The sequence below is a fragment of the Micromonospora echinospora genome (assembly GCF_900091495.1).
GTDB lineage: Bacteria > Actinomycetota > Actinomycetes > Mycobacteriales > Micromonosporaceae > Micromonospora > Micromonospora echinospora.
The window spans coordinates 7634852-7647982 of record NZ_LT607413.1 but is presented as its reverse complement, the minus strand read 5'-3'; the positions used below and the strand labels follow the sequence as shown (position 1 = coordinate 7647982).

Annotated in this window: 16 protein-coding genes; 6 read left to right on the top strand and 10 right to left on the bottom strand. The window is 73.7% G+C overall.

All coding sequences use genetic code 11. The features are described 5' to 3' along the window. Positions 1-17 precede the first annotated feature (17 nt). The gene (locus GA0070618_RS32575) at positions 18-527 is read left to right on the top strand and encodes a metallophosphoesterase family protein (protein WP_088986008.1); all 510 of its coding nucleotides are present in this window, start codon (positions 18-20) and stop codon (positions 525-527) included. Between the two features lie 45 nt (positions 528-572). Here GA0070618_RS32575 and GA0070618_RS32570 read toward each other — a convergent pair whose 3' ends face one another. After that, the gene (locus GA0070618_RS32570) at positions 573-788 is read right to left on the bottom strand and encodes a DUF3072 domain-containing protein (RefSeq protein WP_088985063.1); all 216 of its coding nucleotides are present in this window, start codon (positions 786-788) and stop codon (positions 573-575) included. A 130-nt stretch (positions 789-918) separates the two neighbouring features. Between GA0070618_RS32570 and GA0070618_RS32565 the strand changes: the two genes are divergently transcribed. Further along, complete coding sequence (locus tag GA0070618_RS32565) at positions 919-1857, top strand: NAD(P)/FAD-dependent oxidoreductase (protein ID WP_172900425.1); 939 nt, start codon at positions 919-921, stop codon at positions 1855-1857. A 173-nt stretch (positions 1858-2030) separates the two neighbouring features. Here the strand turns inward: GA0070618_RS32565 and GA0070618_RS32560 are convergent, their stop codons facing one another. The 3 genes from GA0070618_RS32560 to GA0070618_RS32550 form a co-directional block, all read right to left on the bottom strand. Beyond that, entirely contained in the window at positions 2031-3302 is a 1272-nt protein-coding gene (locus tag GA0070618_RS32560) for a cation:proton antiporter (protein WP_088985062.1), read from the bottom strand. 70 nt (positions 3303-3372) lie between these two features. Continuing rightward, complete coding sequence (locus GA0070618_RS32555; protein ID WP_088985061.1) at positions 3373-4083, bottom strand: HAD family hydrolase; 711 nt, start codon at positions 4081-4083, stop codon at positions 3373-3375. Between the two features lie 38 nt (positions 4084-4121). Then, positions 4122-6245 (bottom strand): ATP-binding SpoIIE family protein phosphatase, encoded by a 2124-nt coding sequence (locus GA0070618_RS32550; RefSeq protein WP_088985060.1) that lies wholly within the window; start codon positions 6243-6245, stop codon positions 4122-4124. A 187-nt stretch (positions 6246-6432) separates the two neighbouring features. Here GA0070618_RS32550 and GA0070618_RS32545 point away from each other — a divergent pair, with 187 nt between their 5' ends. Beyond that, entirely contained in the window at positions 6433-7293 is an 861-nt protein-coding gene (locus GA0070618_RS32545; RefSeq protein WP_088986006.1) for a mechanosensitive ion channel family protein, read from the top strand. 158 nt (positions 7294-7451) lie between these two features. Here GA0070618_RS32545 and GA0070618_RS32540 read toward each other — a convergent pair whose 3' ends face one another. Next, positions 7452-7811: a DUF6401 family natural product biosynthesis protein gene (locus GA0070618_RS32540; RefSeq protein WP_088985059.1), complete on the bottom strand. Its 360-nt coding sequence runs from the start codon at positions 7809-7811 to the stop codon at positions 7452-7454. 152 nt (positions 7812-7963) lie between these two features. Here GA0070618_RS32540 and GA0070618_RS32535 point away from each other — a divergent pair, with 152 nt between their 5' ends. Further along, positions 7964-8413 carry a hypothetical protein gene (locus GA0070618_RS32535; RefSeq protein WP_088986005.1) on the top strand — a complete coding sequence of 150 codons (450 nt, stop codon included), beginning with the start codon at positions 7964-7966 and terminating at the stop codon, positions 8411-8413. A 1-nt stretch (position 8414) separates the two neighbouring features. Here the strand turns inward: GA0070618_RS32535 and GA0070618_RS32530 are convergent, their stop codons facing one another. Beyond that, entirely contained in the window at positions 8415-8633 is a 219-nt protein-coding gene (locus GA0070618_RS32530; protein ID WP_088985058.1) for a hypothetical protein, read from the bottom strand. A 157-nt stretch (positions 8634-8790) separates the two neighbouring features. Here GA0070618_RS32530 and GA0070618_RS32525 point away from each other — a divergent pair, with 157 nt between their 5' ends. Beyond that, complete coding sequence (locus GA0070618_RS32525) at positions 8791-9960, top strand: MFS transporter (protein WP_088985057.1); 1170 nt, start codon at positions 8791-8793, stop codon at positions 9958-9960. 90 nt (positions 9961-10050) lie between these two features. Here GA0070618_RS32525 and GA0070618_RS32520 read toward each other — a convergent pair whose 3' ends face one another. From GA0070618_RS32520 to GA0070618_RS32505, 4 genes are all read right to left on the bottom strand, one after another. Continuing rightward, positions 10051-10314, bottom strand: a complete 264-nt coding sequence (locus GA0070618_RS32520) for a hypothetical protein (RefSeq protein ID WP_088986004.1) — start codon at positions 10312-10314, stop codon at positions 10051-10053. Between the two features lie 115 nt (positions 10315-10429). Continuing rightward, on the bottom strand, positions 10430-10891 hold the full coding sequence (locus tag GA0070618_RS32515) for an SRPBCC family protein (protein ID WP_088985056.1): 462 nt from the start codon (positions 10889-10891) through the stop codon (positions 10430-10432). 52 nt (positions 10892-10943) lie between these two features. Next, positions 10944-11360: a DUF2795 domain-containing protein gene (locus GA0070618_RS32510; RefSeq protein WP_088985055.1), complete on the bottom strand. Its 417-nt coding sequence runs from the start codon at positions 11358-11360 to the stop codon at positions 10944-10946. A 170-nt stretch (positions 11361-11530) separates the two neighbouring features. Next, complete coding sequence (locus tag GA0070618_RS32505; protein ID WP_088986003.1) at positions 11531-12517, bottom strand: YihY/virulence factor BrkB family protein; 987 nt, start codon at positions 12515-12517, stop codon at positions 11531-11533. A gap of 193 nt (positions 12518-12710) precedes the next feature. Between GA0070618_RS32505 and GA0070618_RS32500 the strand changes: the two genes are divergently transcribed. Next, positions 12711-13112 carry a ChaB family protein gene (locus GA0070618_RS32500; protein ID WP_088985054.1) on the top strand — a complete coding sequence of 134 codons (402 nt, stop codon included), beginning with the start codon at positions 12711-12713 and terminating at the stop codon, positions 13110-13112. The last annotated feature ends 19 nt before the right edge of the window (positions 13113-13131 follow it).

Sequence of the window (13131 nt, the reverse complement as noted above, 5' to 3'; positions counted from 1 at the left end):
GGGGAGAGGGGTTCGTGGTGCGACTGGTGATCACGGCGGACACGCACGTGCCGAAGCGGGCCCGGGACCTGCCCGAACCGCTCTGGGCGGCCATCGACGCCGCGGACGTGGTGCTGCACGCCGGCGACTGGGTGGACGTGGCGCTGCTCGACGCCGTCGAGTCCCGGTCCCGCCGGCTGGTCGCCGTGTACGGCAACAACGACGGGCCGTCGCTGCGGGCGCGGCTGCCCGAGGTGGCCCGGGTCGACCTGGCCGGGCTCCGGGTGGCCGTCGTGCACGAGACCGGCCCGCGTGCCGGCCGGGAGGCCCGGTGCGCCGCCCGGTTCCCCGACTGCGACCTCCTCGTCTTCGGGCACTCGCACATCCCGTGGGACACCGTCGCGCCGACCGGGCTGCGGTTGCTCAACCCGGGGTCGCCGACCGACCGGCGGTCCCAGCCGTACGCCACGTACCTGACCGCCCGGGTGGCGGCGGGGCGGCTCGACCGGGTCGAACTGCACCGCCTGCCCCGGCGGTCGGACCACTGACCCCGACCGCCGGGTCGAACTGCACCGCCTGCCCTGGCGGTCGGATCACTGACCCCGACCGGTCTCCTCCTGCAACTCGTCGATCCGGCGGGCCGCCTCCGCCTTGGTCAGCCCGTCCGGGACCTCCGCGCCGGCCTCCCGGGAGAGCGTGGCCAGGTACGACTCCTGGGCTGCCGTCGGTGGCTCGTCGCCGGTGACCCACTCGTCCGGATCCTTGATCGCCCCACGGGGGTTGGCGTGGGTGCTGTCGCGGTCCGTCATGATCTCCACCTTTCCTCGAACAGGTGTGCCATTACCCGCCCGTCGGGTGCTTCATGCCCCTCCCGGCGCGCCGGACCGGCCGCCCGCCGCCGGCACATACGATCACTCGGTGACTGGGGAACGGACGCGGGTGATCGTGGTCGGGGCGGGCATCGCCGGTGTGGCGTGCGCCCGGGAGCTGGCGGCTGCGGGCGTCCCGGTGCAGATCCGGGAACGGGCCCGGGTGGTCGGCGGCCGAATGGCCAGCAAGCGCTTCGACGGCCGCCCCGCCGACATCGGCGCCGCCTACTTCACCGTCAGCGACCCGGACTTCGCCCGCGTCGTCGAGGGCTGGCGCGCCGCCGGACTGGCCCGGGAATGGACCGACACCTTCGTCGCGTACGGGGCGGACGGCCGGCGCGCGGCCCCCGGACCGATGCGCTGGGCCGCCCCGGGCGGCCTGCGTTCCCTGGTGACCGAGCTGGCCACCGGACTGCCGGTGACGGTGGACCGGCTGGTGCTCGGCGTCGAGCCGGGACCGAGCGTCGACGGCACCCCGTGCGAGGCGGTGGTGCTCGCCATGCCGGGTCCGCAGGCGGCGCTCCTGCTCGACCCGGCGTTGGCCGACGCCACCCGCGCGGTGCAGGCGCAACAGTGGACCTCCACGCTCTCCGCGGTGCTGCGGTTCCCGCGCCGTCGGTGGCCCGACTTCGCCGGGGCGTTCGTCAACGACCACCCCGTGCTGACCGTGCTCTGCGACGACGGCGACCGGCGCGGGGACGGCGAACCCGTGCTGGTCGCCCACACCACCGCCGAGTTCGCCGGGCGACACCTGCTCCAGCCGACCGCCGCCGCCGCGGGCGTCGAGGAGGCCGTGCGGGACCTGCTCGCCCTTCCCGAACCGGCCGACCACGTGCACGTGCACCGCTGGACGTACGCGAAGCCGGCCGCCGGACTGCCCGGGGCGTACCACCTGGACGACGACGGCGTGGGGCTGGCCGGGGACGCCTTCGGCAAGCCCCGGGTGCAGAGCGCCTGGCTCTCCGGGCGCAACCTGGGCCGCGCGCTGGCCCGCAGGCTGACCCCCTGACTCGCTGCCCGGCGGTTGCGGCTCGTGTGGTTGCGGCTCGTGTGGTTGCGGCTCGTGTGGTTGCGGCTCGTGTGGTTGCAGGGGGCCCTTGCTCATCAAAAAGCGGTAGCAGGGGACCCCTGCTACCACCTCAGGTAAGGGCTGCTACCACCCCGGGGGAGGGCTGTGGCGCCTCAGGGGAGGGCCGGCTCGGGGCGCACCGGGGAAGGGGTGCGTTCGCCGGCCCGGTCGAGCACCTGCATGACCGGGGTGGCCGCCACTCCGTGCACCACCACCGAAACGATCACCACCAGGCCGGCGGTGGCCCAGACCAGGTCGGCCTGCGGGAAGTCCGCCTTCGTGCTGGCGTACGCGAGGTAGTAGAACGAGCCCACGCCCCGGATGCCGAAGGAGGCGATCACCCAGTGCTCGGCCGGGCGGCCGGGCGCGCCGCGCAGCGACAGCCAACCGGCGAGCGGCCGGACCACGAAGACCAACGCGAGGCCGACCAGCGCCGCCTGCCAGGTCAGCGGGGCCAGCAGGCCGCCCACCACGGCGCCACCGAAGAGCAGGAGCAGCAGGACGGTGAGCAGCCGTTCGACCTGTTCGGCGAAGTCGTGCAGGACGGCGTGGAACTCGTGGGTCCGTTCCGCCGAGCGGATCGCCCGCGCGGCCATGAAGACGGCGAGGAAGCCGTACCCGCCGATCACCTCGACCAGCCCGTACGCCAGGAAGGTCGCGGCCAGCGCGAGGAAGCCCTCGGCGTGGCGGGCCAGGCGCAACTCGCTCGGCGCGCGGAAGAACAGCTTGCCGAGCAGCCAGCCGACCAGCAGCCCGCCGGCCACCCCGGCGGTGACCTTCCAGAGCAGGTCGACGGTGAGCCATCCGGTCAGCCAGTCCCTCGGGGCGAGGCTGGTCGAGGCGATGGCGATGGCCGCGTAGACGAAGGGGAAGGCCAGCCCGTCGTTCAGGCCCGCCTCGGAGGTGAGGGCGAAGCGGACCTCGTCCTCGGAGTCCTCCACGTCGGTCGGCTCGCCCACCTGCACGTCGGCGGCGAGGACCGGGTCGGTCGGCGCGAGCGCCGCCCCGAGCAGCAGCGCGGTCGCCGGCACGAGCCCGGCCCACCACCAGCCGAGCAGCGCCACGGCCGCGATGCACAGCGGCATCGCGATGGCGAGCAGCCGCCAGGTGGACGACCAGCGTCGCCAACTGAACGGTCGATCGATCTTGAGACCGGCGCCCATCAGCGCGACGATCACGCCGACCTCGGTGAGGTGGGTGGCGACGGCCGGGTGGGCCAGCGGGTCCGGGACCGGTAGCCCGGTGGGCAACAGGAAGATCAGCATGCCGAGACCGAGGAAGGCGATCGGCATGGAGAGGGGACGCCGCTCCAGCATCCGGGGCAAGATCCCGGCCAGCAACGCGCCGACCCCGAGTACCGCGAAAGCGACGTCCACCGGCTCCACGACTCCACCCCTCGCCTCGCCCGTGGCACCCGGGCAGGTGGAGACCAACTGTGCCCCGTCGAACGGTCGTCTATGCCTTCACATTCATGTCGGCTTCGGTGTCGTGATGCCGTCGACCGAGGACCGGGGAGTCCGCCAGGTGGGCCAGGAGCGCACCGGGGTCGTCGTAGACCTCGACCGCCCCGGCCCCGGCCAACTCGGCGCGCCCGGTTCCGCCGCAGGTCAGACCGATGCAGGGGATGCCGAGGCGGCCGGCGGCGGCGACGTCCCAGACCGAGTCACCGACGAAGACCACCCGTTCGGCGGCCAGACCGGACTGCTCCAGCGCGGCGACCAGGATGTCCGGTGCCGGTTTGCCCTGCTGCGCGTCGGCCGACGAAGTGACGGTGTCGACGGCGTCGTCGGCGTCGAGCGCGGCACGCAGCGCGCGTACCTCGTGCTCGGCCGCCGAGGTCGCGAGCACCACCCGCAGCCCCCGGTCGGCGCAGGCCCGCAGCAGGTCGGCGGCGTGGGGCAGCGGCGTCAGCCGGTCCGCGTACTCGAGGAAGAGGCTGTCGTGGGCGTCGCGGAGCCGGTCGTCGGAGGCCCGGTCGCGTTCCGGGCCGAGCAGGTGGTCGAGAAGGCGGTCCGATCCCATGCCGATGGACCGGTGGATCAGCGCCATCGGCACCGCGTGGTCGAACTGGCGCAACGCCTCCCACCAGGCCACCGTGTGCAGGTACGTGGTGTCGACCAGAGTGCCGTCGACGTCGAACAGGACACCGTCGGAGCGGGCGGCCATCGTGTTCCCTCCTGCCGGGGCGTACGCGCCCGGCAACCTCAGTCCGGTGGAATGAGGATCTCGAACCAGACCGTGGAGCCCCGCACCGTCGGATCCGTCCCCCAGGCGTCGCTGAGCTGCTCGATGAGCCCCAGCCCACGGCCCCGGCTGCTCAACGTGTCGGTCTGCGCCTTCGTCACGGTGCCCCGGGTCCCGGAGTCGGCGACCGACACCAGCAGCCGCTCCGGGCTGAGGTCGATCTCGACCCGGGCGGCGGTACCGGCGTGCAGCAGGGCGTTGGTGGTCAGCTCGCTGGTGCACAGGACGGCGGACCCGATGATCGACTCCGGCACCCGCCAGTCGGAGAGCTGCGCGGTCATCCAGTGCCGTACCCGGCTCGGGGCGGTCGGCTCGGCGGGCACCTCCATGCTCGCCGACCGGCTCGGCATCAGCGCGTGCTCCACCGCGAGGACCGCGACGTCGTCCTCGGTCGCGTCGGGCACCGCCGCGGTCGCCACCGCGCAGAGCGCCCGGGGGTCGCCGCTGGCCGCCCCGGCCACCGCCTCGGCCAGCCCGGCGAGCCCCACGGAGAGGCTCTGCCGGCGTCGCTCGACCACGCCGTCGCTGAACAGCAGCAGGGTGTCGCCGGGGGCGAACCGGACCGTGGTGGTGTCCGGCCGGCAACCCAGACCCAGCGGGGCGCCGGTCGGCACGTCCAGGTACTCGGCGGTGGGCTCGGCGTCGGGGGTGGGACACCGGCGCAGCAGCGGGGCGGGGTGCCCGGCGCTGGCCAGGGTGAGCCGTCCCCGCCCGGCGTCGATCACCCCGAAGACGACGGTCACGAAGAGCTCGTGCGTGCCGGCTTCGGCGCCCAGGCTGGCCACCAGACGGTCCAGTCCGGCCAGGACGGCGTCCGGGCGGGGATCGGTCAGCGCCAGAGCGCGCAGCGCCGCGCGTACCTGCCCCATCCGGGCCGCCGCCTGCACGTCGTGACCGGCGACGTCACCGAGGACGATGCCCAGCCTGCCGTCGGGCAGGACGAAGGCGTCGTAGAAGTCCCCTCCGGCCGCGTTGCCGTCCACGCCCGGGTCGTAACGGGCGGCGATGCGCAGCCGGGGCAGGTCCGGCAGGTGCTCCGGAAGCATGCTGCGTTGCAGCAGCTGGGCGGTACCGTGCTGGGTCTCGAAGCGGCGGGCCCGCTCGCCGGCCTGCGCGATCAGCTCGGCCGAGGCCGCCAGGAGAGCCCGCTCGGCGGCCGACCAGGCGTGCGCGCGTTGGTACCCGACGCTGAGCCCGCCGCGCAGCACCGGCGTCCGCAGCGGCAGCGCGGCCAGGGCCCGGATCTTCTGGTCGTGCCGGTCGGTCGCCGCCGCCGCGAGCGGCTGGCCGTCCGCGGTGAACAGCGGCACCCCGGTGCGCGCGGTCACCACCAGTGGCAGGGGTGAGTCGTCCGGGTAGCGCCGCCAGAGTGGGGGCAGCCGCTCGTCGGCCTCGTCGAGCAGTTCGCCCCGGACCCGACGGACGATGCGCCAGCCGCCGCCGTCGTCCACCCCGAAGGCCACCCAGTCGGCGTCGAACGAGTCGAGCGCGTACCGCAGCGCGACCCGGGCCACGTCGTCCAGGGTGAGCGTGCCGGAGAGGGCGGCGGCCAGCTCGCTCAGGCTCTGCAACTGCTCGGTCACCTGGGTGGTCTCGGCCGCCACGGTCAGCACGCCGACCACCCGCCCGTCGCTGTCCCGCACCGGGGAACAGCCCCGGGTGAAGACGGCCTGCTCCACCCGGCCGGTGCCGTGCCGCACGATCGGCAGGATCGACTCCTTCTCCAGGGTGGGGGTGCCCTCGTGGAAGGTGCGTTCGACCAGGTCGCCGATTCCGGGGAGGGACCAGATCCCGGCGAAGACCTCGGCCGCCGGACGGCCGACCGCCGGGTGGGCGGCACCGACCAGTTCGGCGTACCCGTCGTTGTAGAGCAGCCGGAACTCCGTGCCGAGGGTCAACGCCATCGGCACCGGCGAGGCGAGGACCAGGTCGACGACGGCCCGGACCGCCGGATCCCACTGCTCGATCGGCCCGAGCGGCGTGCCGGACCACGGATGGCCGAGGACAAGAGCCGCCGTGCCGACGCTGGCGGCCCGTGGGATCGGGGCGGGTGAAGTGGGGACGTGCCCGACCGTGCCTGGCATGTGACGCAGCCTATCCGGCGTGGTCCCGTGGCGTTCCGCCTCGTGCCCCGGCCGTGGCCGGCGGCCTTCTGTGCCCGCCGTCCCTACCAGGCCGGACATGTCCGGAAAATCGCCCGTGCTGCTCCGGGTTGGTGCTTCTTCGGCGGGGTATGCGGGCGGCGCAGACCAGGCGACAGGGAGGGACATGATGCGGAAAACCCTCGCGGTCAGGCAGGTCGACATCGGCGACGCCCTGACCGACATGTGGAGGTCGGTGCTGCTCTTCGTACCGAGGGCCATCGCCTTCATCGCGATCCTCGTGGTGGGCTGGATCATCGCCCGCGCGGTGCTCAAGATCGTGGACACGGTGCTCGAACGGGTGGGGTTCGATCGGGCGGTCGAACGGGGCGGGATCAAACGGGCGCTGGAACGCACCCGGTACGACGCCAGTGACATCCTGGCCCGGCTGGCGTACTACGCCGTGCTGCTGTTCACCCTGCAGTTCGCGTTCGGGGTGTGGGGGCCGAACGCGATCAGCGACCTGATCTCGGGTGTGGTGGCGTGGCTGCCCCGGGCCTTCGTCGCGATCATCATCGTGGTGGTGGCCGCGGCGATCGCCAAGGCCGTCAAGGACCTCGTCACCGGGGCGCTCGGCGGGCTCTCGTACGGCAAGATCCTCGCCGACCTGACGGCGATCTTCATCCTCGCGCTCGGTGTCATCGCCGCGCTGAACCAGGTCGGTATCGCCACCACCGTGACGACGCCCGTGTTGATCGCGGTGCTCGCCACCGTGGCCGGCATCCTGATCATCGGTGTCGGTGGTGGTCTGGTGAAGCCGATGCAGGCCCGCTGGGACCGGTGGCTGGACCGGGCCGCGGAGGAGTCGCGGGCGATGCAGATGCAACGGCAGGCGCAGGCGGCCGGACGCAGTGACACCGAGCGGCAGATGGCCGACCGCGGGGGTGCGCCGCGCATGCCGGCGGGGACGAGCGGGGCCAGTGCCTCGGCGACCCCCTACGGTTCCGGGGCGATGGGCGAGGAGACCCAGCAGATCCGCCGCGCCGAGTGAGGAAACGGTGTGGCACCACCAGGGAGGACGTCCGGTGCGGGCGTCCTCCCCGCGTGTCGCGGGGCGGTGACCGGGGCGTGCGGCGTGACCTGAGCCCGGGGGGCGCTTCACGCGCGCGGTGCCGGGGGTGGTCGGACGGGTGGGGTCTGCCCGGCGGGTCAGGCGGGGGTGGAGATCGGCCGGGCCAGCGCGCAGACCGCCAGCAGCCGGGTCAGCACCCAGTCCGGGGCCGTCCAGTCGGCCGGTCCGTCGGGTGGGGTCCAACCGTGCTCCGTGGCCGCCGCGCGGACGCCTTCGGCGTATCCGGCCAGGGCGGCCAGGGTGAGCGGCCGGCGGTCCCCGTCCAGGCTGTCCCGGACGGCGGCGGCGTGCTGGTCGACCTGGGCGAGGAGGTCCGGGCGGCGGACGGCGGCGGCCAGCCCCTCCGTGCCGATCGACACGGTCAGGGCGGCGATGGAGGCCCGCGCCACGCCCACCGCCGTGCCGGCGGTCAGACCCCCGCTGAACTGCGCATACATGGGAAACGAGAGTAATCCCGCCGGGGTCGCGCCGACCTCGTCCGGACGGTGGGGGCGGGCTCGGTCACCGGGGGGAGTCTGCCCGGACATGCGTGATCTGCCCCACGTTCGGGCACTACCCGGACGCACCGGAACGGCGAGCGGAGGCACCGATGGCACCACACGGGGACGGACCGGACGAGCGGCACCGCCGCCCCACCGGGGTGGACGACGGGACGGTCGCCGCGCTCGGCCGGCTCAGCGAGGCGCTGGAGACCGTCGAGCGGGCGCGGGGGCACCTCTACTCGCTGCACCAGTTGATCGGCCATGCCGACCTGATGCTCGACGACGTCGTCGAACGCTTCCGCGCGGCCGGACACGACGGGATCGCCGACCGAATCGCCGAGGAACTGCTGGGCCGCAACGTCATCGCGGGCCGGTGGACGTTCCAGATCGTCGAGGACTTCGACGACGGGTACTACGCCCTCTTCTGGGACCTGGACCGGCAGGCCCGCGACGAACTCGCAGGGGGCCGGCGGCACCTGTACGAGGCGGAGATGAAGGAGCGCCGGCGGACCCGGGGACGCCCCGGACACGAGGCCCGCCCGGACGGGACGGGCTGAATCAGCCCTGCCCGCCGCCGCGTGCGTCGGCCGGCCGGCGTCGCCCGGCGTCGTCCGCGATGATCACGGTCGCGACCAGCATCGCGACGCAGAGGCTGAACAGCCAGGAGCCGTCGCTGACCAGCCAGGCGGAGAGCGGCGCCTGCAACGCGGCGAGGATGAAGCCGAGCCAGGCAAGGCGGCGCTGACGATCGCTGAGGAAGCTACTGCCCTGTTGCATCCCGACAGTCTTGCGCGTGATGCCCGGATTGCCCTTCCTCCGTTCGGCCGATTCTGGGTGACCTGTCCGGATCTCCGGCCGCGTCGCCGCTGCTTCCCCGGGGCGACGTGGTATTTACCACTGCCAACGTCGAGCGGATGGGGCAGGATGGCCGGTCGTGCCGACCTCCCCCCGGGCCTCGCTGCTCCTGCTCGCCTACCTCGCCTTCGTCAGCCTCGGCCTGCCGGACGGACTGCTCGGGGTCGGCTGGCCCGCGATGCGGTCGGAGTTCGGGGTGCCGACCGAGGCGGTCGGCGTGGCGCTCACCGCCGGCACCGCCGGTTACCTGACCTCCAGCCTCCTGGCCGGGTTCGGCATCGCCCGGCTCGGGGTCGGGCGGCTGCTGGCCGGGAGCACCCTGCTGGCCAGCCTGGCGCTCACCGGCTACGCCCTCGCGCCCGGCCTGGCCGTGGTGGTGTGCTGCGCACTGGTGCTCGGCCTCGGCTCCGGGGCGGTCGACTCCGGGCTCAACGCGTACGCCGCCGGGGCGTTCGGCCCCCGGCACATGAACTGGCTGCACGCCTTCTTCGGCCTCGGGGTGGCCCTCGGTCCGCTGATCATGACCGGGGCGATCGGCGCCGGTCTCTCCTGGCGCTGGGGGTACGGCCTCGTCGCCGCCGGCCAGCTCGCCCTGGCCGTGGCGTTCGCGCTGACCGTCCGGGCCTGGCGGGACCGGGGCCCGGTGGCCGGACGGCCCACCCCACCGGCCAGCGTGCCGGTCCGGCAGACCCTGCGGCTGCCGGCGGTCTGGCTGGGCGCGCTCGGCTTCGGCGTCTACGCGGCCATCGAGATCGGTGCCGGGCTCTGGGCCTTCCTGCTGCTGACCGAGGGGCGGGGGCTCGGCGCGGCGGCGGCCGGGATCTGCGTCTCGGGGTACTGGGTCAGCCTCTTCGTGGGCCGGGTCGTCCAGGGCGTGATCGCCGAACGGTTCGGCAGCGGCCGGGTGCTGTGGGGAAGCCTGTTCGGCCTCGCCGGTGGCGCCGTCCTGGTGGCGCTTCCCGGCCCGGCCTGGCTGGCGGTGGCCGGTCTCGCGGTGATCGGCTTCGCCGCCGCCCCGGTCTTCCCGCTGCTCACCCTGACCACCGCCGACCGGGTCGGCGGGGCACACGCCGACCGGGCGATCGGGGTGCAGATCGCCGTCGCGGGGCTCTGCGGCGCCCTCGGCCCCACCGCGATCGGGGTGCTGCTCGGCCGGACCTCGGTGGAGGCGCTCGGACCGGCGCTCGTCGTGCTCGCCGTCGCGCTGATCGCCCTGCAACTCGCCGCCATCCGCCGCCGGCCCGTCTGAGGTGGTAGCAGGGGACCCCTCCTCCTCATCAAGCGGTAGCAGGGGACCCCTGCTACCACCCAGGCGCCCCGGGTCGGGCGGGGAGGGGGATCAGACGTCGGGGCCGGTTCGACCCGTGGGCGAGGGCCGGTACGCCCGCTGGTCGTCGGTCGCCTCCCGCTCGTGGTCGCCCTCGGCGGCGGTGTGCCCGTCCGCCGGGATCGGCCCGTGGCCGAAGGCGGACTCGTAGCCCGCGTCGTTGCCGGTCACGTCGTCGGCCTGTCCGTCGACCGGGGAGGTCGCCACCGCCTTGTCCAGTTCGCTGAGCGGGAGCCGTTGTTCGTCACGCCACACGGCGCCGTCGTTGTCGGTCATGCCCTCGCCGTACCCCCGGCCCATGGCGGCAAACCGCCCCGGACAGCCGGCCGGAAGGCGGACACGGCGACGGCCGCCGGGTGGTCCCGGCGGCCGTCGGAAGATCGCGTACGGGTCAGGGCTGGGGACGGTCGACCTTGCCCCGCCAGGCACCGGTCTCCTGACCGCGTCGTTCGATGAACGACTTGAACCGCTCCAGGTCGCCCTTGGCGCGGCGGTCGACGATGCCGAGCTTGTCGCCGGCCTTCTCGACCAGACCGTGCGGCTCGAACTCCAACTGGAGGGTGACCCGGGTGTGTGCCTCGTCGAGACGGTGGAAGGTCACCACCCCGGCGTGGTCCGTCCCGCCGGTGGAGTTCCAGGCGACCCGCTCGTCCGGGAGCTGCTCGGTGATCTGGGCGTCGAACTCCCGCTTCACCCCGGCGATCTCGACGGTCCAGTGGGTCATCGTGTCGGAGAGCTGCCGGACCTCCTGCACGCCCTCCATGAACTGGGGGAACTCCTCGAACTGGGTCCACTGGTCGTACGCGGTCCGGATCGGGACGTCCACGTCCACGTGCTCCATAACGCCACTCATCAGGGCATCCTCCTCATCCACCAGTCGGTACGGGTCGGGGGTGACCCACCTTTCACCAACGCTGTGTCTCGTTCTTGTGGCCCAGTGCCGCCCACACCTCGGAGACCGTCCGGTACCGGGTTCCGGCCGGAAGCCGTTCCAGGGCCGCGATCACGTCGTCGGGCGCCTCGTTCTCCCGGGCGCTGCCCAGCAGCGTCTCGCGGTCGCCGGGCAGCGCCGACAGGCCGATGAACCGGCCGAGCCGGCTGCGCTGCTCCACGTCCGTGGAACTCATCCCCTGCGGGGCGCCGGTGCGCAACTCGCCCGCGGGTGCCGTGGTCGCGCCCGGCTGGTCCTCGCCGGCCGGCTCCGGCTCGCGGAACTCGTCGACCCGGGAGCCGGCGGCCCCCGGTCCCTGCACCAGGCCACTGACCTCCTGGCTCATCTGCTCGTCGAGCCGGGGTCCGTGCTTGCTGCTGCCTCGTTCCATGCTTACTGCGCTACCCGGCCGGGACCGGGATAAACCGCTCCGCTCACACCGGGGGCGACCCGCAGGCGACCGCGCGCCGCCTCGGCCAGCCCGGCGACGCCGACCGGGGTCACGGTCGTCGGCCCAGCTCGCCGCCGGCGACTGCGCAGCCCGGCGACGCCCACCGGGGGTCACGACTCGGCGGCGCGCTTCGGGGTGAGGACCGGCTCCTCGGGCGCGGGGTCACCGGCCTGCATCATGCGACCGCGTTGGAGTTCGGCGTTGATCTGCACGCCGAACATCAACGCGCAGTTCGACAGGTACAGCCACACCAGGAACGCGATGACCGCGCCCAGGCTGCCGTACGTGACGTCGTACGAGCCGAAGTTGGCCACGTACAGGCCGAAGCCGAAGGAGACCAGCGTCCAGGCCAGCAGGGCCACCGCGCCACCGACGGTGAGCCAGCGGAACCGGGGCTGCCGCACGTTCGGGGCGATCCAGAACAGCAGGGAGAGCAGCACCATCAGGACCATGGCGAGCACCGGCCACTTCGCCACGCTCCACGCGGTACGCGGCGCGTCGCCCAGGTTGAGCAGGTTGCCGACGGCCTCGGCCACCGGACCGCTGACGATCAGTCCGGTCGCCACCACCGCCAGCAGCACCAGGGAGAGCGCGGCCAGGCCGATCTGCAACGGACGCAGCCGGTAGAACGGTCGGCCCTCCTCGACGCCGTAGATGGCGTTGGAGGCGCGGGTGAACGCGCCGATGAAGCCCGAGGCCGACCAGAGCGCGCCGAGCAGACCGAAGCTGAGCAGCGCCTTCACCCCGGCCCGCTGGTCCACCACCCCCTCGACCACCCCGACCACGCCCTCGTTGGCCACCACCGACCCGGCCCCCACGTCGCGGGCCAGGTCGATCAGGGTGTCGACGGTCCGGTCGCCCTCGGAGACCAGCCCGACCAGGGCCACCACCACCACAACCGAGGGGAAGAGGGCGAGCACGCCGTAGTAGGTCAGTGCCGCCGCCCAGTCCGCGCAGTTGTCCTTGACGAAGTTCCGCCCGCTGCGGACCAGCGCGCCGCGCCAGGTGGGCCAGCTCAACTGCCGCAACCCCCGTGGGACCCGCGGGTCGCGCCCTCCGCCGGCCGGTGCGGTCGGCTCCGTCGTCGTCGCTGCCATGACCGCTCCCTGCCGTCGCTGCCGCACCCCGGCCCTCCGCCGCGCCCGCTCCACGGTCGGCGCGCTCCGGTCCCGCCGGGCCGGAACCCGGCGGTACCCGGGCGGGAAGTTCGACAAACCCGGAGGTGCCGTTTGCCGCTGCCGGGACAGGGAACGGTCAACCCGGGAAGCAACCGACGCGGAGGAGGACGACATGCCAGGGCGTGAGGTACTGCCCAGCACCGTCCGGCGCTCTCCTGAGAAGGCGCAACGGACCTGGGCGAAGACGCACGATTCGGCGGTGGAGACGTACGGCGAGGGGGAGCGGGCGCACCGCACCGCCTTCGCCGCGCTCAAGCACGAGTTCGAGAAGGTCGGTGACCACTGGGAGTCGAAGGGCCGCAAGGGGCCCAGCGACCGGCAGGCCGCAGGGGGCGGGCCGACCCGGCGGGCGCCGACCGCCGGCGGGGTGGACGCCAACGCCACCAAGGACCATCTCATGCAGGTCGCCCGCAAGCTGGACGTCCGGGGGCGGTCCCGGATGACCAAGCCGGAGCTGGTCGACGCCATTCAGAAGGCCAACGACCGGCGGACCCGCAAGGCGCGCGGGGACTGAGCCCACCCCGGGTGGCGGG

Coding starts and splice junctions, on each gene's coding strand:
- GA0070618_RS32530 (WP_088985058.1), bottom strand. CDS start 8,633: ATGCAACAGGGCAGTAGCTTCCTCAGCGATCGTCAGCGCCGCCTTGCC.
- GA0070618_RS32535 (WP_088986005.1), top strand. CDS start 7,964: ATGGCACCACACGGGGACGGACCGGACGAGCGGCACCGCCGCCCCACC.
- GA0070618_RS32505 (WP_088986003.1), bottom strand. CDS start 12,517: ATGGCAGCGACGACGACGGAGCCGACCGCACCGGCCGGCGGAGGGCGC.
- GA0070618_RS32510 (WP_088985055.1), bottom strand. CDS start 11,360: ATGGAACGAGGCAGCAGCAAGCACGGACCCCGGCTCGACGAGCAGATG.
- GA0070618_RS32520 (WP_088986004.1), bottom strand. CDS start 10,314: ATGACCGACAACGACGGCGCCGTGTGGCGTGACGAACAACGGCTCCCG.
- GA0070618_RS32550 (WP_088985060.1), bottom strand. CDS start 6,245: ATGCCAGGCACGGTCGGGCACGTCCCCACTTCACCCGCCCCGATCCCA.
- GA0070618_RS32500 (WP_088985054.1), top strand. CDS start 12,711: ATGCCAGGGCGTGAGGTACTGCCCAGCACCGTCCGGCGCTCTCCTGAG.
- GA0070618_RS32515 (WP_088985056.1), bottom strand. CDS start 10,891: ATGAGTGGCGTTATGGAGCACGTGGACGTGGACGTCCCGATCCGGACC.
- GA0070618_RS32540 (WP_088985059.1), bottom strand. CDS start 7,811: ATGTATGCGCAGTTCAGCGGGGGTCTGACCGCCGGCACGGCGGTGGGC.
- GA0070618_RS32570 (WP_088985063.1), bottom strand. CDS start 788: ATGACGGACCGCGACAGCACCCACGCCAACCCCCGTGGGGCGATCAAG.
- GA0070618_RS32555 (WP_088985061.1), bottom strand. CDS start 4,083: ATGGCCGCCCGCTCCGACGGTGTCCTGTTCGACGTCGACGGCACTCTG.
- GA0070618_RS32545 (WP_088986006.1), top strand. CDS start 6,433: ATGCGGAAAACCCTCGCGGTCAGGCAGGTCGACATCGGCGACGCCCTG.